17 protein-coding genes are annotated in these 20,246 nt (G+C 65.5%); 8 read left to right on the top strand and 9 right to left on the bottom strand.

The window, feature by feature from the left end; all coding sequences use genetic code 11:
• Positions 1-14 precede the first annotated feature (14 nt).
• Positions 15-536 carry a nitrous oxide reductase accessory protein NosL gene (locus UB43_RS19010; protein WP_045213965.1) on the top strand — a complete coding sequence of 174 codons (522 nt, stop codon included), beginning with the start codon at positions 15-17 and terminating at the stop codon, positions 534-536.
• On the opposite strand, the gene UB43_RS19005 is transcribed toward UB43_RS19010, so the two are convergent.
• On the bottom strand, positions 530-3,379 hold the full coding sequence (locus UB43_RS19005) for an EAL domain-containing protein (protein WP_045213963.1): 2,850 nt from the start codon (positions 3,377-3,379) through the stop codon (positions 530-532). The two genes, UB43_RS19010 and UB43_RS19005, sit on opposite strands and share 7 nt — an antisense overlap.
• A 175-nt stretch (positions 3,380-3,554) precedes the next feature.
• Between UB43_RS19005 and uvrD the strand changes: the two genes are divergently transcribed.
• The gene (uvrD, locus tag UB43_RS19000) at positions 3,555-5,735 is read left to right on the top strand and encodes a DNA helicase II (RefSeq protein WP_045213961.1); all 2,181 of its coding nucleotides are present in this window, start codon (positions 3,555-3,557) and stop codon (positions 5,733-5,735) included.
• A gap of 13 nt (positions 5,736-5,748) precedes the next feature.
• On the opposite strand, the gene UB43_RS18995 is transcribed toward uvrD, so the two are convergent.
• Positions 5,749-7,581 (bottom strand): sulfatase, encoded by a 1,833-nt coding sequence (locus UB43_RS18995; RefSeq protein WP_156160448.1) that lies wholly within the window; start codon positions 7,579-7,581, stop codon positions 5,749-5,751.
• Between the two features lie 93 nt (positions 7,582-7,674).
• Here UB43_RS18995 and UB43_RS18990 point away from each other — a divergent pair, with 93 nt between their 5' ends.
• Positions 7,675-8,466, top strand: coding sequence for a 2OG-Fe(II) oxygenase (locus UB43_RS18990; RefSeq protein ID WP_082085867.1), 792 nt, complete (start codon positions 7,675-7,677; stop codon positions 8,464-8,466).
• 6 nt (positions 8,467-8,472) lie between these two features.
• Here UB43_RS18990 and UB43_RS18985 read toward each other — a convergent pair whose 3' ends face one another.
• Genes UB43_RS18985 through UB43_RS18965 form a run of 4 tightly spaced genes read right to left on the bottom strand, consistent with a single transcriptional unit; the run spans position 8,473 to position 13,049 of the window.
• Complete coding sequence (locus tag UB43_RS18985; protein ID WP_045214224.1) at positions 8,473-9,630, bottom strand: acyltransferase; 1,158 nt, start codon at positions 9,628-9,630, stop codon at positions 8,473-8,475.
• A gap of 3 nt (positions 9,631-9,633) precedes the next feature.
• Positions 9,634-11,457 carry a class I SAM-dependent methyltransferase gene (locus UB43_RS30095; protein WP_256205180.1) on the bottom strand — a complete coding sequence of 608 codons (1,824 nt, stop codon included), beginning with the start codon at positions 11,455-11,457 and terminating at the stop codon, positions 9,634-9,636.
• Positions 11,454-12,377 (bottom strand): glycosyltransferase family 2 protein, encoded by a 924-nt coding sequence (locus tag UB43_RS18970; RefSeq protein ID WP_045213955.1) that lies wholly within the window; start codon positions 12,375-12,377, stop codon positions 11,454-11,456. Before UB43_RS18970 ends, UB43_RS30095 begins: the two co-directional genes overlap by 4 nt.
• Positions 12,378-12,392: 15 nt before the next feature.
• Complete coding sequence (locus UB43_RS18965; protein ID WP_256205179.1) at positions 12,393-13,049, bottom strand: sulfotransferase family protein; 657 nt, start codon at positions 13,047-13,049, stop codon at positions 12,393-12,395.
• Between the two features lie 203 nt (positions 13,050-13,252).
• Here UB43_RS18965 and UB43_RS18960 point away from each other — a divergent pair, with 203 nt between their 5' ends.
• The gene (locus tag UB43_RS18960; RefSeq protein ID WP_045213951.1) at positions 13,253-14,008 is read left to right on the top strand and encodes an ABC transporter permease; all 756 of its coding nucleotides are present in this window, start codon (positions 13,253-13,255) and stop codon (positions 14,006-14,008) included.
• Positions 14,009-14,016: 8 nt separating this feature from the next.
• The gene (locus UB43_RS18955; RefSeq protein ID WP_045213949.1) at positions 14,017-14,787 is read left to right on the top strand and encodes an ABC transporter ATP-binding protein; all 771 of its coding nucleotides are present in this window, start codon (positions 14,017-14,019) and stop codon (positions 14,785-14,787) included.
• 12 nt (positions 14,788-14,799) lie between these two features.
• Here the strand turns inward: UB43_RS18955 and UB43_RS18950 are convergent, their stop codons facing one another.
• A complete protein-coding gene (locus UB43_RS18950; RefSeq protein ID WP_024766093.1) occupies positions 14,800-16,560 on the bottom strand; it encodes a cation:proton antiporter in 1,761 nt (586 codons plus the stop codon).
• A gap of 257 nt (positions 16,561-16,817) precedes the next feature.
• On the opposite strand from UB43_RS18950, the gene UB43_RS18945 reads away from it, so the two are divergent.
• The 3 genes from UB43_RS18945 to UB43_RS18935 all read left to right on the top strand — a co-directional run bounded on the left by UB43_RS18945 (position 16,818) and on the right by UB43_RS18935 (position 18,613).
• Positions 16,818-17,702: a Tim44 domain-containing protein gene (locus UB43_RS18945; protein ID WP_045213947.1), complete on the top strand. Its 885-nt coding sequence runs from the start codon at positions 16,818-16,820 to the stop codon at positions 17,700-17,702.
• 193 nt (positions 17,703-17,895) lie between these two features.
• On the top strand, positions 17,896-18,297 hold the full coding sequence (locus UB43_RS18940) for an SMI1/KNR4 family protein (protein ID WP_024766840.1): 402 nt from the start codon (positions 17,896-17,898) through the stop codon (positions 18,295-18,297).
• Positions 18,298-18,400: 103 nt separating this feature from the next.
• Positions 18,401-18,613, top strand: a complete 213-nt coding sequence (locus tag UB43_RS18935; RefSeq protein WP_017521498.1) for a YgdI/YgdR family lipoprotein — start codon at positions 18,401-18,403, stop codon at positions 18,611-18,613.
• An 8-nt stretch (positions 18,614-18,621) separates the two neighbouring features.
• Here UB43_RS18935 and UB43_RS18930 read toward each other — a convergent pair whose 3' ends face one another.
• Both UB43_RS18930 and UB43_RS18925 read right to left on the bottom strand, forming a co-directional pair.
• On the bottom strand, positions 18,622-19,287 hold the full coding sequence (locus UB43_RS18930) for a GntR family transcriptional regulator (protein WP_045213945.1): 666 nt from the start codon (positions 19,285-19,287) through the stop codon (positions 18,622-18,624).
• Between the two features lie 72 nt (positions 19,288-19,359).
• Positions 19,360-20,148, bottom strand: a complete 789-nt coding sequence (locus UB43_RS18925) for an SDR family NAD(P)-dependent oxidoreductase (protein ID WP_045213944.1) — start codon at positions 20,146-20,148, stop codon at positions 19,360-19,362.
• Positions 20,149-20,246 lie beyond the last annotated feature (98 nt).

Genomic DNA, 20,246 nt, shown 5'->3' with positions numbered 1-20,246 from the left:
TGAGGAGTTTCACCATGCTGCTGTCCCGCTCCCTTCGCCTGGGTTTCACCGCCGGCCTCCTCGCCCTGCTGCTCGGCGGCTGCGACGATGCTGCCCGGCAAAACGCCAATCTCGCTCCGGTGCCTTTCCAGAACGGCGAGGAATGCCACGTGTGCGGCATGATCATCAGCGACTTCGCCGGGCCGAAAGGCGAAGCCGTGGCCCCCGGCGCGGTGCACAAGTTCTGCTCCACCGCCGAGCTGCTGGGCTGGTGGCTGCAGCCGGAAAACCAGCACAGCGGCGCGCGCCTGTACGTGCACGACATGGCCCGCAGCGACTGGAACCACCCCGATGACCGCCACCTGATCGACGCCACCAGCGCGTTCTACGTGGTCGGGGTGAAGCGCCCCGGCGCCATGGGTGCCACGCTCGCCTCATTCGCCGACCGCGCGGACGCCGATCGCATGGCCACCGCCGAAGGCGGGCGAGTCCTGCGCTTCAGCGAAATCGACCAGAGCGTGCTACAGGGCGTGTCCGCCGACCACCAGCATCACTGAACCAGCCTGTCGCTTCTCTCCAGCAGCGCCAGGCAGGCCTCCGCCGGCACGGGCTGGCTGATCAGGTAGCCCTGGATCTCGTCGCAACCGTGGGCACGCAGGAAGCGCAACTGCTCGGCGTGCTCGACGCCTTCCGCCACCACCTTCAACTCCAGGCTGTGGGCCATGGCGATGATCGCGCGGGTGATGGCCGCATCCTCGCCGCGTTCTGACAGGTCGCGGATGAAGGTCTGGTCGATCTTCACGTAGTCCACCGGGAAACGCTTGAGGTAGCTGAGCGAGGAATAGCCGGTGCCGAAGTCGTCGATGGCCAGCTTCACGCCCATCTCGCGCAGCTGGCGGAAGGTCGTGGTGACGCTCTCGACGTTGTCCAGCAGCTGGCTTTCAGTGAGTTCCAGCTCCAGGAGGTGCGACGGCAGGCCGGTTTCCTCCAGCACGGTACGCACCAGGTCGACCAGGTTGCCGGTGCGCAGCTGGTGCACCGAGAGGTTCACCGACACCCGCAGCTCGCGCCCATGCTTTTGCCACGCGCGGGCCTGCTGGCAGGCGCGGCGCAGGACGAACTCGCCGATGGCGCCGATCAGCCCGGTCTCCTCGGCCAGCCCGATGAAATCGCCGGGCGGCACCATGCCCATCTCCGGGTGGCGCCAGCGCACCAGCGCCTCGGCGCTGTCCAGGCGCTCGTTGGCCAGGTTCAGCTTGGGCTGGTAGTGCACGTCCAGCTGGCCTTCGTCGATGGCCTTGCGCAGGCGGGTTTCCAGTTGCAGGCGCTCCAGGGTGCAGGCCTGCAGGTTGTCGGTGAAGAACTGGAAGGTATTCCCGCCCAGGTGCTTGGCGTGCTGCATGGCCATGTTCGCCTGGCTCATCAGCGCGGAGATTTCCCAGGCGTTGTCCGGCAGCAGGCTGATGCCTACCGAGGCACTGACCACCAGTTCGTGGCCGCCCACGGTCATCGGCGTGCGCAGCTTGGCCAGCAATCGGCTGGAAAGCCGCGCCAGGGACGCGAGGCTGGCGTAGGAGTCGATCAGCACGGCGAACTCATCGCCGGACAGCCGCGCGATGGTGTCGGCCTCGGGCACCGTCTGGGTCATGCGCCGCGACATCTGCCGCAGCAACTGGTCGGCGACTTCGTGGCCGAGGCTGTCGTTGAGCAGCTTGAAGCGGTCCAGGTCGATCAGCAGCAGCGCCGCCGTGCGGCCTTCCTGGCGCGCACGCTGGCTGGCCTCGTGCAGGCGCTCCTTGAACAGCGTGCGGTTGGCCAGCCCGGTGAGTTCGTCGTAGTGCGACAGGTAGCGCAGGCGCTCCTCGGCGTCGCGGCGGGCGGTGAGGTCGGCGAAAAAGCCGACCACATGGGCGACCTGCCCGCGGCCGTCGCGCACCACGTTCAATTGCAGCCACTGCGGGTACAGCTCGCCGTTCTTGCGCGTCTCGATCAGCTCGCCCTGCCAGGTGCCCTGGCGTTCCAGCTCGGTGCGGATCGACTGGTAGCGGCGCAGCGCTTCGGAGGAGCCCATCAGGCGCGCGACGTTGTGCCCCAGCACTTCCTCGCGGCGGTAGCCGGTGAGGCGGGTGAAGGCCTCGTTGAGGGCGATCAGCCGGTAATCCGGGTCGAGGATGATGATGCCTTCGCTGGCGGCCTCGAACACCGTGGCGGCCAGGCGTTGCTCTTCCTCGCGCAGCTTGCGCGGGGAGATGTCGGCGCGGGTGCCGACCATCCGCGTGACCTGCCCGCGGCCATCGCGCTCCATCACCCGGCCACGGTCTTCCACCCAGACCCAGTGGCCGGCCGCGTGGCGCACGCGGTACTCGATGCGGTAGCCGTCGGTGCGGCCCTTGAGGTGTTCGACCAGCGCGCGGCGCAGCAGCGGCAGGTCGTCGGGGTGCAGGCGCGGACGCAGGTCGTTGCGCACGCTCTTTACCGCCGCCTGGGTCAGCCCGAAGATTTCCTCCAGGTGCGAGTGGTGCACTTCGTCGGTCAGCAGGTTCCAGTCCCACAGGCCCAGCTCGCTGGCCTCCAGCGCCAGCGCCAGGCGCGCCTCGGTGTGGCTGAGCTGGGCGCTGCCCGCCTCCACTCGCTCCTGCAGCGCGTCGCGGGCGCGGCAGAGTTCGCGCTCGGCGCGGCGACGCTGCTCGACTTCGCGCTCCAGGTCCTGGTTCAGCGCTTCGGTCTGCGCCTTGGCGCGCTCCAGGTGCGCCACCAGCGCCTGGGCCTGGAAACGTCGCAGCAGGCCCACGTGGACCACCCGATGAATCTGCCACGCCACCACCAGCAGCGCGGCCAGCAGGATCACCCCGAGCACGCCCCAGCCTTGCTGCAGCGGGTTATCGCTGATCAATAGATAGGCAATGGACGGGAACAGGCAGGGCAAGGCAAAGGTGAGGAAGGCCGGCAGGCTCACCGCATAGGCGACGCTGGCAGACAGGATGGCCGCGGCGATCAGGCCGAATACCAGGGATTGCTGGAGAAAGGCATCCGGCGGCACCAGGGCGATGGCGGCGAAGGCCAGGGTCAGCCCCGAAGCCCCGGCGCCGAACAGGAAGGTGCGCTGCCAGTGCGGGCTGGCCTGGCGCTCGGCGGAAGCGGCGTTGAAGGCGGACACCTGGATCAGCCGCAGCACGGCCAGCAGCACCAGCGAAACCAGCCAGCCGGCGAGCAGCCCCGGCTTCACGTAATCCCACAGCAACCCGGCGCAGGCCAGACCGTTGAGCAGCATGAGCAGGGTCGGCACCCGCGAGCCCTGATAAAGGAGGCGCGTGCGTTCGACGGCAATTTCGTGAGCGTACTGCTGGCGGATCTCGGCATGACTCACCGGGATCGCCGAAGGCTCTACATAAGCGGTCATAGGCGTTTTTCTTGTAGGTGTCAGGCCTAGGCGTCGGCGGAGCATACCCGAGGAGATAGCCCCACCCAAGCAGGATGATGGCAATTGGCTGCAAGCCCTCCCAACTTTCGTCGGGAAGACGCCGGACGGCGGCCCGGTTTGCCGGGGAAAACCGCCCGTCGGTAGAATGCCCCCCATGAACGATGACATCTCCTACCTGCTCAACTCCCTCAATGACCCGCAGCGCCAGGCCGTAGCCGCGCCGCTGGGGCGCCAGCGCGTACTCGCCGGCGCCGGGTCCGGCAAGACCCGCGTGCTGGTGCACCGTATCGCCTGGCTGATCCAGGTCGAGAACGCCTCGCCGCACAGCATCCTGGCCGTGACCTTCACCAACAAGGCCGCCGCCGAGATGCGCGCGCGGATCGAGCAGTTGCTGGGGATCAACCCGGCCGGCATGTGGGTCGGCACCTTCCACGGCCTGGCGCACCGCCTGCTGCGCGCGCACTGGCAGGAAGCCGGGTTGCCGGAGAACTTCCAGATCCTCGACAGCGACGACCAGCTGCGCCTGGTCAAGCGCGTGGTGCGCGAGCTGGGCCTCGACGAGCAGCGTTGGCCACCGCGCCAGGCGCAGTGGTTCATCAACGGCCAGAAGGACGAGGGCAACCGCCCGCAGAACATCCAGGCCGGCGGCGACCTCTACCTGGCGACCATGGTCAGCGTCTACCAGGCCTATGAAGAGGCCTGCGCCCGCGCCGGCGTCGTCGACTTCGCCGAGCTGCTGCTGCGCTCGCTGGACCTCTGGCGCGACCGCCCGAGCCTGCTGGAACACTACCAGCGGCGCTTCCGTCACATCCTGGTGGACGAGTTCCAGGACACCAACGCCGTGCAGTACGCCTGGCTGCGCTTCCTCGGCAAGGGCGGCGAGAGCCTGATGGTGGTCGGCGACGACGACCAGTCGATCTACGGCTGGCGCGGCGCGAAGATCGAGAACATCCAGCAGTTCGGCGATGACTTCGCCGGCACCGAGGACATCCGCCTGGAGCAGAACTACCGCTCCACCGGCACCATCCTCAAGGCCGCCAACGCGCTGATCGCCAACAACAGCGGGCGCCTGGGCAAGGAGCTGTGGACCGACGGCGTCGAGGGTGACCCGATCACCCTGTATTCGGGCTTCAACGAGCACGACGAGGCGCGCTACATCGTCGAGACCATCGAGGACGCCCTGCGCAAGGATGGTTTGAAGCGCAGCGAAATCGCCATCCTCTACCGCTCCAACGCCCAGTCCCGCGTGCTGGAAGAAGCATTGCTGCGCGAGAAGATCCCCTACCGCATCTATGGCGGCCAGCGCTTCTTCGAGCGCGCCGAGATCAAGAACGCCCTGGCCTACCTGCGCCTGATCCGCCTGCGCGACGACGATGCCGCGCTGGAGCGGGTGATCAACGTGCCGCCACGCGGCATCGGCGAGAAGACCGTCGAGGCGATCCGCAACGCCGCGCGCCATAACGGCACCTCGATGTGGCGCGCGATCAACGACGTGATCGCCGCCAAGGCCGTGGCCGGCCGCGCCGCCAGCGCGCTCAACGGCTTCCTGGAGACCGTCGACCTGCTCGCGGTGAAGGTCGAGGGCATGCCGCTGCACCAGATGACCCAGATCGTCATCGAGCAGTCCGGCCTGATCACCTACCACAAGGAAGAGAAGGGCGAGAAAGGCCAGGCCCGGGTGGAAAACCTGGAGGAACTGGTCAGCGCCGCCCGCGCCTTCGAGACCCCGGACGACGAAGACACCCCGCCGCTGGTGGCCTTCCTCGACCACACCGCGCTGGAATCCGGCGACACCCAGGCCGACGCCTTCGAAGACAGCGTGCAACTGATGACGCTGCACAGCGCCAAGGGCCTGGAGTTCCCGCTGGTGTTCCTGGCCGGCGTGGAGGAAGGCCTGTTCCCGCACAAGATGAGCCTGGAAGAACCCGGCCGTCTGGAAGAGGAACGTCGCCTGGCCTACGTGGGCATCACCCGCGCCATGCACCGCCTGGTCATGACCTACGCGGAAACCCGCCGCCTGTACGGCAGCGAGACCTACAACAAGGTCTCGCGCTTCGTCCGCGAAATCCCGCCGAGCCTGATCCAGGAAGTGCGCCTGTCCAACTCGGTGAGCCGCCCGCTCTCGGGCAACCAGCGCAGCGGCAACCTGTTCAGCGGCGCCAGCGTGCCGGACACCCCGTTCAGCCTCGGCCAATCCGTACGCCACCCGCTGTTCGGCGACGGCGTGATCCTCAACTTCGAAGGCTCCGGCGCCCAGGCACGGGTGCAGGTGAACTTCGACAGCGAGGGCAGCAAGTGGCTGATGATGGGGTACGCGAAGCTGGAGGCCATCTAGGCCTCCAGTCCCGTCAGCGAGCGGCGGTGCTGGACGGGCAGATCGTCGCCTGCATGTCGTCCAGGCCGTAGCCATCGAGCTGCGGCAGCATGAACTTGTCCACCAGCAGCGGCTTGGCGATCCTGCCGGCGAAACGATCCCCGCCGTTGGCCGAAGCCCCGATGTAGGTCGGGTGCGCCAGCGGCTCGGCGGTTTCCGGTCGCGGCATCGGCTCCTGGGATTGCAGGATGACCTTGCCGTTGAGGTAAACCGTCAGCGCGCCCTTTTCCGGCCCCGGGAAGGGGAACTTCGAATAGGGCTTCACGTTGAAGCTGGCCACCAGGGCATTGCACTGGCCCTCCAGCGCTACAGGCTCGCTCTGCAGGCGCAGCGGGCCACGCCACACTTCTACGCGCCCCTTGTCGATGGCCATGCCCCATAGCCCTTCCTGCTCGACCAGGACCTGCCGCGCGCCATCTACTCGCGCCTTGCCCAAGCCCAGCCCCAGGCTGTAGGCGCCGTGGACCGGCGCACGCTGGTAGTCGCGGCCACTGAGGAAGGCCGGCCTCTTGCCGACAGCGGGATGCCAGGTCAGCGGGATGGGTCGGTATTTCTGCTCCCAGGCGCGCAACAGACTCAGGGCTTCATCGCGACCGATCGGCTCGAAGGCTTCGGCGCTGGTCGCGCTCACCCCCAGCGGGCCGGTGACCGGGTGGCTCTCCAGCTTGCCCAGCGTGGGCCGGTAGAACAGGCCGCGGCCGGTCAGGTGGCCGCCGTAGGTCATGCCCCAGGTCATCACATCCGCCGCCCAGTAGAGCGCATCGACCTTGGGCAGAGGCTGGCCCTTGGCAAGGTAACCGGACAGGTCGCGCCCGGTCAGCCCGGCCGGCGCCTTGCCGCCCGCCATGCCGACCAGCGTCGGGTAGAGGTCGGTGATGTGGCTGATGCCAGTCACGTCCGCGTTACCCTGATGACCGGGCCAGAGCACCAGCAGCGGCGTGCGCACGCCGCCCTCGAGGTAGGTCATCTTGGTCCCGGCCAGCGGCCAATTGCTGTCGCGGGCCAGGTTCGGGCTGCCGTTGTCGCTGGTGAAGACCACCAGTGTGTTGTCCAGCTGGCCACTGGTGCGCAACGCTTCGAGCAGGCGGTCGACGTTATGGTCCAGCTGTTTCAGCACGGCCAGGTAGCGGCCCTCATCGGTGTCGGGGAACTGGCTCTTGAAGGTCTCGGAGGGCTGGAAAGGATGATGCGGCGACAACAGCCACAGGTTGATGAACCAGGGCTTGCCATGCTGCTGGCCCTGCTGGATCAGGCTGATGGCGCGGTCGGTGAGGATATCGTCCAGGTGCCCCTGGTACTGCACCGGCGGGCCGTCGTCGGTTTCCAGCCAGGGGTTGTAGTAGGTCGGCGGTCCGTTCACCAGCTTGCCGTTCTTGTCCGGCCCGTGCAGCACGAAGTGATTGAGCATGCCAAACCAGTCATCGAAGCCCTGGTGGTTGGGGCGGATCTGCGGGTACTCCAGGGCCTCGCCCACGTGCCATTTGCCGATATGGTGGGTGCTGTAGCCCAGGGCCTTGAGTGATTTGGGCAAGGTCTGCAGGTCCGGCGACAGGCCCAGGCCGTTGGGCTCGAAACCGACGCTGACCGGTGCGCGCCCGGTGATCAGCGCCGCCCGGCTGACCGAGCAGGTGCTGTCGGTATAGTGCTGGCGAAAGCGTAGCGATTCGCGGCTGAGCTGGTCCAGGGTCGGCGTGGGCGCCTTGCCGTCACCCCAGGCGCCGATATCGTTGACGCCCAAGTCGTCGGCCAGGATGAACAGGATGTTCGGTTTCGCGCCTTGATCCTGAGCATTGCTCACAGGGACCATGGCAAGCAGAATCAGCCAGGTAATGGCTAGTCGGGTCGTGAGCGCAGCTGCCGCTCGCGTGGAAAAGAACAACATTCAGTGAATTCCCGAAAAATGCTTAAGAATCTCTTCACCCCAAAGAGCAACGGCGAAGCCAGCGCTCCGTCCGATGGACTGCTGCTGGACTATTCCGCCCTGACCACCAAGGTCGCCGGCCAGGCACCGAACTATGCCGGCAATGCCCCCTTCCCGCATATCGTCATCGACGACTTTCTGCCCCCGTCGACCTTTTCGCGGCTGCTTCAGGAGTACCCGCACGATCAGAACGATCCGCTGTGGAACAACGCCACGCACACCGACAAGGCCAGCGGCGAATACGTGCAGAAGGACAAGCGCAACATCCGCGATCCCCTGCGCATGCCGCCGACCTACCGCCAATTGTTCTGGGAGCTCAATTCCCACGCGTTCCTCGATTACCTGGCGCAACTGACCGGTATCCCCAACCTGATCCCCGACCCCAACCTGCGCGGCGCAGGGATTCACCAGATTTCCCGCGGCGGCTTCCTCAAGGTGCATACCGACTTCGCGACACACCGCGACTTCGGCCTGGATCGCCGGATCAACGTACTGATCTACCTGAACGAAGAATGGCCGGAAAGCTACGGTGGCCACCTCGAACTGTGGGACACGGAGATGGCCGGCCCGCCTCTTCGCGTGCTGCCGATTGCCAACCGCTGCGTGGTGTTCAGCACGACGTCCAGCTCCTTCCACGGTCATCCGCATCCGCTGACCTGCCCCGATGGCGTCTACCGCCGTTCCCTGGCCTTGTACTACTACACCAACGGCCGCCCCGAAGGTGAAGCTCAACCCGGCTTCGCGACCCACTGGCGTGACGTCCCGGCCTGACGGGCCTCAGGCGTCGGCGGCACGGCGCGCCCAGGGGGCGCGCCCGGAGTAGGTCGCCAGGCGGGACTTCAGGCGCAGGAAGGGCATTTCCACCAGGCGATAGCTCACCCATGCCAGAGCCCAGGACAGCGCAAGGCTGACACCAATGCGCAGCAGATAGGCGTCGGAGTGCGCATCCAGCGTCATGCCGGCGGCCTTCAGCGGATACAGGCAATAGAACTGCACCGGAACATGGATCAGATAGAGCGAGTAGGAAATGCGCCCGAAGTGATCCAGCAACGGATTGGCCAGCAGCGCCTTGATCCGCCAGCTCAGCGCCAGCAATGCAAGCATCGCCCCACCCCAGAGCGCTGACTCGATGTTGTGATACATCGGCAGGGCCTGCAGGGCATTGCGCTCCCCGCTCAGCGAGAACCACAGCCACAGGCGGCCCAGACCCAGCAGGCAGCCGGCCAGCAGCACGGCGCAGACCAGCGCCCGTTCGCGCAGCCAGTCATAGCCCCGCCCGAGGCTGATCCCGGCGCAGGCCGCGCCGACGAGAAACGCACCGGCCCGGCCGAACAGCGAGTTCTCCCAGAAGTTGCTCGGCGACAGCCAGCCCGGCGAATGGAACAGGTAGACGTGCGCCACCGCCCACGCCAGGAGCGCGCCAGCCACCAGCCAGCGCCCGACACGATAGCGCAGCAGCCACATGGCCCAGGGCAGCAGCAGGTAGAACTGGATCTCGGTGCACAGCGACCACCAGGGCACGCTGAACGGGAAGGCCTGGAAGCCGATCGGTATGAACAGCAGAGCCTTGAGGGCCGCCGCCTTCTGCGTCATGCCCCAGGCCAGCAATACCGCTGCGTAGTAGAGCGGCACAATGCGGAAGAAGCGTGCCGTATAGAAGCGCTGGATACTCACCTGCTGGCCATCTCGCAGCCCCTGCAGGAAGGGCCGCGACAGCAGGAAGCCACTGAGCACGAAGAACAGCGTGACGCCGGTATTGCCCCCGCCGAGCAGGGTCACCCACAGTGGGTTGTTCGGCCGTTCGGCCAGGGCGAGGATGCCGAAGTAATGGAAGCCGACCACCAGCAGGATCGCCCAGCCACGCAGGGATTCCAGTTCAGGCAGGTAGCTGGCCGGTTGGCGCAGCGCCGCCCGGGCTTCGGCAGCCTCGCTCACCACTCAGGTGGCCGGCTGCTGCTGCGGCTGGCCCTGGGTCAGGCGCTTGAGCTTGCGGGTGTTTTCCAGGTGCTTGCTGGCGTGTACGTAGAAGGATCGCAGGCCAGCACCTTCGTCGGCCTTGGCATCTTCGAACAGCAACTTGAGCAGCGGATGGTCGTTGCTGCGATCGCCGCCCGGCTTGCGCAGTACGCCCAGGCCGAAGCCGTGGTTGAAGGTGAAGGTCTCGTGCTGGCCACGGGTCTCGTCCCAGAACTTCCAGGCGCCGAAGTCCTGCAGGCGGGCCATGACGTCGTGGAACAGGATGATGCCGCCCGGCTTCACCTTCGGATACCAGTTGGCGAAGTCGGCGCTCACCGCTTCGTAGGTATGGAATCCATCGATGTGCAGCAACTCGATGCTGTCGTCGTCGAAGTGCTTGAGCGCGTCCTCGAAGAACATCCGCATCAGGTAGGAAAAGCCGTGGTAGTGCTGGCGGTTGTGGTTGTTGACCGCGTTGAACACCGATTCGTCGTACTTGTCGGTGTGAGCGTCGCCTTCGAAGGTATCCACGGCATAGCAGACGCCATCGATGTCGTTCTCCTTCATTGCCTGGCAGAAGGTGAAGTAGGACAGGCCCTTGTGCGTACCCAGCTCCACGAGCATCTTGGGCCGAAGTGCGGTCACCAGGTCGTAGCCGAACGGCAGGTGGTCCACCCAGGTGCTGAAGACCATGTGCAGCGGCTCGAAATGCTTGATCGACGGGGGCATGTAGAGGGTCTTCATGATCTGGCCTTCTCCGGAAACGAATGGTCGAGGAGCGATGATCCGCACCGGTGTCTGCACCGGGGCTAGGCGGAATTCTGGTTTGAGCGCCTGATCGGCGAACGGGTCTTCCTGGCGTCCGGCACAGCGTTGTACGCGGTCCATACCGCGCTGCACCGAACGCTCCAGATAGCGCAAGCTGGGCGCCTTCGCCTGGCCAAGCAGGATCGGCTCTACCGTCGGCGAACGGAAAGGCTCGCCGAGCAGCTCGCAAAGCTGGTCGCTCTGGCGCTTGAGCAGCTCCTCGCGGCCCTCCACCTCGGAGGTGGTGACGCCGCCGTGCAGCTGGTGGAAGGACCCCTCGCCCACCAGCATCACCGACTGGGTGCGCGGGTGCATGGCGGCCTTGCGGTACAGATAGAGATTCAGTGCACCGCCGCCCGGCATGTCGAAGCGCTCATCGGCGCGGCCGATGTCCCGGAACACTTGGGCGTTGATGAACAGGCAGTTGCTTTCCATGAACGGGTGGAAATAGCCGTTCGGGTTGGCACCGCTCCAGCAGGAAATATCGAACAACCGATAGCCATTGGCCGACTCCGGCCAGCCGATATCCGCCAGCAACTGCTGCTCGGCCTCTTCGGAATAGCCGTGGGTAAGGTGAAACTGTTGCTCGTTCTCCCCCAGATGGTAACCAGGCACCACCACCATGGCGTCGGGGGTCATGCGGAACGCCATCAGCGCGTACTTGACCACGCCCGGAGTCACCAGGCGGGCACCGTCGATCATCAACCCGATGAAGCGGCCGCGCGCCTGGGCAACGCCAAAGTTGATCGCCGGCGCGGGCGATACGCCCGCTTCGTCGCGCAGGTAGTAACGGAAGTTTCCAGGCAGCCGGGCAATGGCCTCGGCGTCCATGTTCCGCTGCGAGCGGTTCTCCACCAGGATGACTTCGTAGTCGTCGGCGTCGACGCCCTGCTGGTAGTCCGGCGCAAGGCTGATCAGGGTGTTGAGCGCCTGGCGCGGCATGTCATAGGCGATGACGATGATCGACAGCAGCGGGCGCTTCTCGTGGAAGGCGGTCATACGGCTTGCACCCGGTTCAGCGAATGATTGAGGAAGCGGAAGATGTGCGGGTGCGCGGAGCCCAGCAGGATCGGCCGCACGCTGGGCGGCGTGCGGTTGTCGCCACGGATCTGCTTGTCCTGTTCATCGAGCAGCTTGTAGACCCGCTCGCGCTCCTCGCGCAGGGTGCCGGTGGTCACGCCGCCGTGGAACTGGTGGAACGAACCTTCGCTGTAGAGCAGGTAGAACGGTGTGTTCGGGTATTCCAGCAGGCGCTTGTAGAGGTCCAGGTTGGCGTTGCCGCCGCCGAAGTCGTTGTAGCGAGGATTCACCCCGCCCAGCGCCTTCCATTTGCGCATCGACATACCGATGAAATTGCTCTCGTAGTTGGCCTGGAAGAAGCCGCCCTGGCAGGAACCGCTGAGCACTGCGATGTCGAACAGGCGATAACCGTTGCTCGGCCACTCGATGCTTTGCAGCAGCACCTGTTCGGCGTCTTCGTTGTAGCCCTCGTTCACCGCGACCTGCTGCAGCTTGTGACCGATGTGGTAACCGGGCACCGAGACTGCCGCTTCCGCGTCGAGGCGGAAGGCATCCAGCGCATGGCGGAGCACGCCGGGCGAGAGCATCCGCGCGCCGTCGATCATGATCGCGACGTGACTGCCACGGGCCTGGGCGGCGCCGAAGTTGATGGCGTGCACAGGCGTGCGTTCGGTTTCATTACGGTGGAAATAGCGCACGTTGCCCGCGTGCCGGGTGGCGCGCTCGCGGCCCAGCAGACGGTCGGAATGGTTCTCGACGACTATGACTTCATAGTCGCGCTCGTTTACGCCGTGCTGATAGCTTGGGCTGAGCGATTGCAACGTCTTGTCGGCCTGCTCGGGCATCTTGTAGACGATGACCACGACGCTCAGGCGCGGCGCGCGACGAAAGATGGGCATGACACAACCCCCGGATCAGTCTGCGATGGCTTTGAGAGCCTGATACATGGCATCCAGCTCGGGCGCGAGGTTCTCGTCGCCGTGCCGGTGATGTTTGAGTTCGGAACTGAAGAACCGCTCCGACGCCGGAGGCTGCAGGCCGAACCGGCGCAGCACGTCGTCGAGCTGCCGGTGCAGGCTGTCCTCGTCCTGATCGAAGCACAGCACCGGGAATTTCACCCGGCCGTGCAGTTCGAGCAGGCGGCTGTTGTAGGCCTTCCACAGGCCCAGCGCCTGCTCGCGCGGCATGCCGCCACGAGCCTGGAGGGAGTCGGCGACCGCCGAAGGGTGGCGGAAGATGCCGACGAAACGCAGGTTGGGAATCAGCTCCTGCCAGCCTTCGACGGCCAGCAGCGCGCGCGGGTCCTTGAAGCCCCAGCGCTTCACACCGTCATAACCGTCGATCAGCTCGCGGGCGGCGACGTATTCGGCCTCGGTCCAGACCGGCGCCACGCTGGGCGGGTTGTCCCAGGCATGCCCTCGGGCGGCGAGCATCGCATCGTGGAACGCGACGATATCGCCATTCTCGCGGTTGCCCTTGAGATTGTGGGGGTTCCAGGTGCTGTGCTTGCCCAGTTCCAGGCCGGACTCCTGCAGGGAGCCGGTGAGGAAACTGGTGCCGCTGCGGTGCATGCCGACCACCATGAGAACCAGGTCTTCCGGGGGCTGGGGGGCTTTTCGGGAGGTTCCGAACAAGACATCAAATAGGCGCATACCAGCTCTTTTTTCTTATGTTTGGGCGATGATCCGCACAGATTGCGCCGCAATCGGCACGCAGGCTTGCTGCGACGCATTGTGTTTAAATACCCCACCCTTTTCAATCCAACAAGAACGACATGAAGCACAGGGACATCATTCTTTACGGCGTTTACAGCGACCTGCGCACCGAAGTGGCGCGGCGTTTCCTCGGATTTCTCTGGTGGATCCTCGAGCCCGTGATGTACATGGGGGCGTTCTATATCGTCTTCGGCCTGGCACTGGGCCACAGCCGTCCGGGCTATGTACCGCTGCTGCTCAGCGGCATGGTCGCCTGGAAATGGTTCGACGGCTCGGTGCGCCAGGCCAGTAACGCCATCCAGGCCAACGCCGGGCTGATCCAGCAGATCCACGTGCCCAAGTACGTGTTCGCGCTGATCCCGGTGCTGAGCAACACCTTCAAGTTCCTGATCATCCTGACGCTGCTGATCCTCTCGCTGCTGGTCGCCGGCTACCGCCCCTCACTGGAGTGGCTGGCGCTACCGGTGCTGATCCTCAACCAGCTGCTATTCATCATCGGTTTCGGCTTCCTGCTTGCCGCGGTGCTGCCCTTCGTGCCGGACCTGCGCCAGGTGGTGGACAACTTCCTGATGCTGATGATGTTCATGTCCGGCGTGTTCTTCAGCATCCATGAAATTCCCGCTTCCATGGCGCCGCTGCTGAATCTCAACCCGATGACGGTGATGATTACGGCATTCCGCGATGTGCTGCTGCACAACCAGTGGCCGGCGTGGGGCGAGCAGCTCTACGTACTGTCGGTCGCCGTCCCGTTCCTGCTCTTGGCGCTGTGGGTCATGCACCGCAACGAGCGCAAGTACCCCAAGCTGCTGTTCTGAGGTGATGCATGTCCGGTGACCTGATTCTCCAGGCCGAGCACATCGGCCTGTCCTACCGGCAGCGGGTCGGTATGCTGCGTTACGAGTCGTTCTGGGCCTTGCAGGACGTCAGTTTCGAACTCTACGAGGGCGAGACCCTCGGGGTGATCGGCAACAACGGCGCCGGCAAGAGCACGCTGCTGCGGATGATTGCCGGCATCGTCGATCCCGACCGCGGCACCCTGCAGCGCAGCAAACCGCTCAGTGCCAGCCTGCTGGCGCTGAACGTCGGCTTCAAGCCAGACCTGTCCGGGCGCGACAACGTGGTCATCAGCGGCCTGCTGCTAGGCATGAGGCTCGCCGACATCCGCCGGCAGATGGACGACATCCGCGAGTTCAGCGAGCTGGGCGACTTCTTCGAGCGCCCCGTGGGCACTTACTCCACCGGCATGCGCGCCCGCCTGGGCTTCGCGGTGGCAATCCACGCCGACCCGGATATCCTGCTGATCGACGAAGTGCTGGGCGTAGGTGACCAGACCTTCCGCGAAAAGTCCCACGCCGCCATGCGCAGCAAGATCAAGCAGGGCAAGACCGTGATTCTGGTGTCCCACAGCATGGAGGCGATCCGCGAGCTATGCCATCGCGTGCTGTGGATCGAGCGCGGCAAGTCGATCATCTGCAGCGACTCGGAAACCGTGATCAACGGCTACCACGAAACCGTGCGCCAGGCCGTACGCGAAATGCACAAGGCCGAGCGCGAGCGCAAGGCTTCCCAGAGCGTCCTCGAAATCCAGCCATGAAGCCGGCGGGCATCAGTGATGCCCGCCGCCGTTCTGCTCGAAGGTCTCGATCAGCGCCACCTGCATCCGCGAATGCACGCGGATGAACCAGCGCCAGAACACCGCGATCACCAGTGCGGCGATCAGCGCCACCACCACCAGCAGCTCGCCCGGCGGCAGGATGCTCGAACTGAGCGCCGCCAGCAGCAGCATCATGCCGCCCAGCGACAGCAGCGGGATCAGCTCGGAAATCACCCGGCGCACGCGGGCCGTATGGCGCCCGGCGCTTTCCGCCTTCACGCCCATTTCCGCCAGCAGCATCGCCAGCGCCTTGAGCTTGCGGTAGGCAGCGATCAGGAACGGCAGCGACAGCAGCAACGCGGCGCCCCAGATCAGCGCCTTGTGCAGCGCTTCGGGCTCGACGAACTGCGCCAGCCACTGGCCGATCTGCCCGGCGAAGAACGCCAGGCCGAAGAAGATGCCGATCACCAGGGTCAGGTTGACCCCGACCTGCAGCAGGATGCGCCGGATCATCCCGGCGAGGATCGCCTTGTCGCCGCGCGGCTTGATGCTGCGCAGCCACTCGCCGTACAGGCTGAACACCCGCACCATGGGTGACGGCAGGCTGCGGCCCAGGTAGAGCGCCAGCGGGTCGGCGGAGCGGATCAGGTAGGGCGTCAGCAGCGTGGTGATGGCCGACACGCCGACCACCACCGGGTAGAGGAAGTCGCTGGTCACGCCCAGGCTCATGCCCAGCGCGGCGATGATGAAGGAGAACTCGCCGATCTGCGAAAGGCCCATGCCCACGCGCATCGAGGTGCGCCCGTCGTTGCCGGCAATGAAGGCGCCGGCGCCGCAGGAGATCAGTTTGCCGGCGACCACCACCAGGGTGATCACCAGAATCGGCGCGGCGTAGTCCACCAGCACCTTGGGGTCGATGGTCAGGCCGATGGCGACGAAGAAGATCGCGCTGAACATGTCGCGCACCGGCTCCATCAGGCGCTCGATCTGGATCAGCTGGCGCGACTCGGCCATGATCGCGCCAATCAGGAAGGCGCCCAGGATCATGCTGTATTCGAGCTTCACCACCAGCAGGCAGAAGCCGAAGCACAGGCCCAGCACCGTCACCAGCAGCATCTCGTTGCTTTCGAATTTCGCCACGTAGGCCAGCAGGCGCGGCACCAGCAGGATGCCGACGACCAGCGCGACGACCATGAACAGGCTGAGCTTGCCGACCGTGGAGAACACCTGGTCGGCCTCCACCGTGCCGCTTACGGCGATGCCGGAGAACAGGGCGATGATGCCGATGCCGAGAATGTCCTCGATGATCAGCACGCCGAAGATCAGCTGGGCGAAGCGCTCGTTCTTCATCTTCAGGTCGCCCAGGACCTTGATGATGATGGTGGTGGAAGACATCGCCAGGATCGCGCCGAGGAACAGCGAATCCATGGTGCTCCAGTCGAACAGGCGGCCGATCTCGAAGCCGGCCCAGATCATCAGGGTGATCTCCAGGAACGCGGCGATGAACGCCGTGGCGCCGACCTGGAACAGCTTGCGCAGGGAGAATTCCAACCCCAGGCAGAACATCAGGAAGATCACCCCCAGCTCGGCGAGGGTCTTGATCGTATCCTCGTCATGCACCAGGGCGAACGGAGGGGTGTGCGGGCCGATGATCACCCCGGCGATGATGTAGCCCAGCACCACCGGCTGCTTGAAGCGGTGGCAGAGGATGGTGACGAAACCGGCGATCAGCATGATCACCGCGAGGTCCTGGATGAAGTCGATGGCATGCATGGTCGGCGGTCCTCGCGGCGTGGGGTCAGGGGATCGCGCGGCTGACGGCCTCGCTCAGCGAAGCCTACCATCCGAGCCTTCCGACAGGCGGCTCTGAAAGAATCAGTAACAGACTGATTTGGAAAGGGATTCAACCGCCCCCATATGAGGGGGCGGGCCCATGCAGGGCAACAGCACGAAACAAAATCCGGCTGGCCCTCACCGGCCCCGGCCTGCAACATGACGTGCGTCGTATACCAACCAAGAGAATGACAACGATGAAGCGCTTTCTCAGCCTTGCCATGGCCTTCTGTGTCGCCGTGACGCTCAGCCTCGACGTCAACGCCGCCAAACGTTTCGGTGGCGGCAAGAGCATGGGCTCGGCGCCGAGCCACCAGACCCGCCAGGCGCAACCCAACGCCGCCCCGAATTCCCCGACTGCCGCTGGCCCGGCCGCAACCGGTGCCGCCGCAGGCGCTGCTGGTGCTGCCGCCAAGAGCGGCGCTTCGCGCTGGCTCGGCCCGCTGGCCGGCCTCGCCGCCGGTGGCCTGCTCGCCTCCATGTTCATGGGCGACGGCTTCCAGGGCATGCAGTTCCTCGACATCCTGATCATCGCGCTGATCGCCTTCATCGCCTTCCGCTTCATCGCCTCCCGTCGCCGCCAGCAGCAAGGCAACCAGCCCGCCATGGCCGGTGGACACGCGCCGATGCAGCGTGAAATGCCGGCCGCCCCGCCGTCGATCTTCGGTGGTGCTTCCCGTCCGGTGATGGACAGCCGCCCGGTGATCAACGCACCGAGCTGGTTCGACGAGACCCGTTTCGTCGCCGCAGCCCGCGAGCACTTCATGTCCCTGCAGCAGCACTGGGATTCCAACGAGATGGACAAGATCGCCGAGTTCGTCACTCCGCAGATGCTGCAGTTCCTCAAGCAGGAACGCGCTGACCTGGGCGACGGCTACCAGTCCACCTACATCGACAACCTCGACGTGCAGCTCGAGGGCGTGGACGACCAGGCCGAGAAGACCATCGCCACCCTGACCTTCAGCGGCGTGTCGAAGTCCTCGCGCTTCGACCAGGGCGAACCCTTCAGCGAAAGCTGGCGCATGGAGCGCCCGCAAGGCGAGAACCAGCCCTGGCTGGTGGCGGGCATCCGCCAGAACTGACCCTGCGCGTGAAGAAGAAGCCCGGCGATTGCCGGGCTTTTTCGTTTCCGCACATTCATTTCCGCACATCGGGCACAGGCACGCCCTCCACCCCGCCGCTCGTCCGGACGGCGCCTGCGCAGTGGTCTTGCGCGGAGGGCCGGCTACTACTGTATAAAGCGCGCCATTCGTCGAATATAGAGAGGCCCCGTCTGTGGAAGATGTGATCGAGAAACTGCGTGAAGCGAACGAGCCGGTTCCGGTACCGCTGGAACTGCCCGACGAAGAACTGCTGGTGGAGATCGAGGAAGCGCTGCTGATCGGCATTCCGTCGGAATTCCGCGAATTCCTCCTGCTGGTCAGCGACGTCGTTTATGGCCGCCTGGAACCCGTCACGGCGACCGATCCACAGTCCCACACCTACCTGCCGGAAGTCGCGGCCGTGGCCTGGGCCAATGGCCTGCCGCGCGAGCTGATCCCGCTCTGCGCCGACGGTGACGACTACTACGCGGTCGCCGAGGACGGCGAGGTGATTCTCTGGGCCGACGGCGAGCTCACCGAGGAAACCTGGGACTCCGTCTGGACCTGGGCGCGCGACGTATGGCTCGATACTTGAAGCCCGGCGTCGGAATTTCCTGAAACTTCCATGGTCACACAGGCAACCCAGCGTACCTCCAGCCCTCGCTGCCCGGGCGGGTACGATGCCCCGTGGAGAAACTATGAAGTTGAAAGCCTTGTTCACCTGCCTGTTGCTGCTCGGCCTCGCCGGATGCGCCGACAAGGCCGTGGTGACGCTGCAGGACGGCAGCGAAATCCTGGTGAAGGATCATTCCGACTACGACAAATACAATGACTATTACGAATTCGAACAGCTCAACGGCGAGACGATCCTGATCAAGAAGGACAACGTCCGCTTCATCAAGACCCCCTGACGGGCGCCCTAGCGCGCCCCGAGCCTTCCCCCGCTTTCCAGCTCAAGCAGGTTGAGCAGGTACTGGCCGCAGTAGCCCAGATCCTGTTCGATGGCTTTGCGCGCGCCAGCGCCATCGCCTCGCTCCAGCGCCTGCAGGGTGTCTTCGTGGAAGTCGTTGAGGCGCAGCGACAGGTCGGCCTCGGTGAACAGCCGGTTGAAGAACGGCCCGACCTGCAGCCACAGCGCCTCGATCATGCGCAGCAGCGTGGGGTTGCCGCAGGCACGGTAGAGCGTCAGGTGGAACAGGCTGTTGGCTTCCAGGTAGCCGTGGACGTCACGGGCGTTCAGCGCGATTTCCATGCGCTCGGTGCAATCGCGCAGCACCGCCATGTCGGCGGGCCGCAGGTGCCGCGCCGCATCCTCCACCGCCAGCCCCTCCAGGGATTGCCGCACCTGCAGGATCTGCAGGTAGCGCTCGCGGGTCATCACCGGCACCCGTAGCGAGCGCTGCGGCTCGCCCTCCAGCGCGCCCTCGGCCACCAGCCGTTGCAGGGCGGCACGGACCGGCATCGGGCTGGTGCCCCATTCATCGGCCAGGTCGCGGATCTTGAGCCGCTCGCCGGGCTGGAAGCGCCCGCTCAGCAGGGCCTGGCGCAGGTTCTGGTACAGCTGTTCCTGAAGGTTGTCGGCCATGGTTTCACTCCCGGCCGGCCGGCGGCGCCGGCAGTTGGGCGAAGGTCAGGCTGCAGTCGTGCTTCATCTTGCTTATCCCTTGTTCTCGATCAGACAGTTGCCGCCATCCACCACCAGCACTTCGCCGGTGATGTAGCTGGCTTCGGGCGAGGCGAGGAAGGCGATGGCGGCCGCCACCTCCTCCGGTCGCCCGGAACGGCCGAGCGGCGTGCGCCGTCCGGCTTGGATTTCTTCCTCGCTGCTGGAGCCGGTAGCGATCCAGCCGGGCGCCACGCTGTTCACCGTCACCCCGCGCTGCGCCACTTCCAGCGCCAGCCCCATGCTCATGCCGAGCATCCCGGCCTTCGCCGCGCTGTAGGCGGATTCGCCCGGATTACTGGCGCGCACGCCAGTGGTGGAGCTGACATTGACGATGCGCCCATAGCCGCGCTCCAGCATCCCCGGCAGCAGCGCGCGGGTGAGCAGGAAGGCACTGGTCAGGTTGCGCGCCAGCGACAGGTTCCAGGTCGCCAGGTCCATCGCCGCCAGTTCGGCGAAGGGCTCCGGGCTGCCCTGCATGGCCATGCCGGCGTTGTTCACCAGCACGTCTACCCTTCCCCATTGCGCCTGCGCCCATTCGGCGAGGGCGCGGACGTCGTCCTCGCGGGTCAGGTCGGCGGGTAGTGCATGGGCCTCGAAGCCTTCGGCGCGCAGCTCATCCGCCCGCTGGTGGACGCGTTCGCTGCTGGCGGTCAGCAGCAGTTTCACGCCATGGCGGGCCAGTCGACGGGCGCTGGCGAAACCGATGCCGGACTCGCTGCCGGCGCCGCTGACCAGGGCGACCTGGCCGGCCCAGGCGGGCTCATTCGTGACATCTTTCATGGCCGTCTTCTTGTTCTGTGATCACAGAGTTCGTTACAGGGCAGATTATCAGGCAGTAGGCCCACTGTATTGACATTTTTGTGATCACAAATGGAAGA

This window comes from Pseudomonas sp. 21 (genome assembly GCF_000955805.1).
Taxonomy (GTDB): Bacteria; Pseudomonadota; Gammaproteobacteria; order Pseudomonadales; family Pseudomonadaceae; genus Pseudomonas.
This window is presented reverse-complemented; position numbering and strand designations above follow the sequence as displayed.

Excerpts from the sequence above, each read along its gene's own strand:
- UB43_RS19010 (WP_045213965.1), top strand. The coding sequence starts at position 15 with ATGCTGCTGTCCCGCTCCCTTCGCCTGGGTTTCACCGCCGGCCTCCTC.
- UB43_RS19005 (WP_045213963.1), bottom strand. The coding sequence starts at position 3,379 with ATGACCGCTTATGTAGAGCCTTCGGCGATCCCGGTGAGTCATGCCGAG.
- uvrD (WP_045213961.1), top strand. The coding sequence starts at position 3,555 with ATGAACGATGACATCTCCTACCTGCTCAACTCCCTCAATGACCCGCAG.
- UB43_RS18995 (WP_156160448.1), bottom strand. The coding sequence starts at position 7,581 with ATGGTCCCTGTGAGCAATGCTCAGGATCAAGGCGCGAAACCGAACATC.
- UB43_RS18990 (WP_082085867.1), top strand. The coding sequence starts at position 7,675 with ATGCTTAAGAATCTCTTCACCCCAAAGAGCAACGGCGAAGCCAGCGCT.
- UB43_RS30095 (WP_256205180.1), bottom strand. The coding sequence starts at position 11,457 with ATGACCGCCTTCCACGAGAAGCGCCCGCTGCTGTCGATCATCGTCATC.
- UB43_RS18970 (WP_045213955.1), bottom strand. The coding sequence starts at position 12,377 with ATGCCCATCTTTCGTCGCGCGCCGCGCCTGAGCGTCGTGGTCATCGTC.
- UB43_RS18965 (WP_256205179.1), bottom strand. The coding sequence starts at position 13,049 with ATGCACCGCAGCGGCACCAGTTTCCTCACCGGCTCCCTGCAGGAGTCC.
- UB43_RS18960 (WP_045213951.1), top strand. The coding sequence starts at position 13,253 with ATGAAGCACAGGGACATCATTCTTTACGGCGTTTACAGCGACCTGCGC.
- UB43_RS18955 (WP_045213949.1), top strand. The coding sequence starts at position 14,017 with ATGTCCGGTGACCTGATTCTCCAGGCCGAGCACATCGGCCTGTCCTAC.
- UB43_RS18950 (WP_024766093.1), bottom strand. The coding sequence starts at position 16,560 with ATGCATGCCATCGACTTCATCCAGGACCTCGCGGTGATCATGCTGATC.
- UB43_RS18945 (WP_045213947.1), top strand. The coding sequence starts at position 16,818 with ATGAAGCGCTTTCTCAGCCTTGCCATGGCCTTCTGTGTCGCCGTGACG.
- UB43_RS18935 (WP_017521498.1), top strand. The coding sequence starts at position 18,401 with ATGAAGTTGAAAGCCTTGTTCACCTGCCTGTTGCTGCTCGGCCTCGCC.
- UB43_RS18930 (WP_045213945.1), bottom strand. The coding sequence starts at position 19,287 with ATGGCCGACAACCTTCAGGAACAGCTGTACCAGAACCTGCGCCAGGCC.
- UB43_RS18925 (WP_045213944.1), bottom strand. The coding sequence starts at position 20,148 with ATGAAAGATGTCACGAATGAGCCCGCCTGGGCCGGCCAGGTCGCCCTG.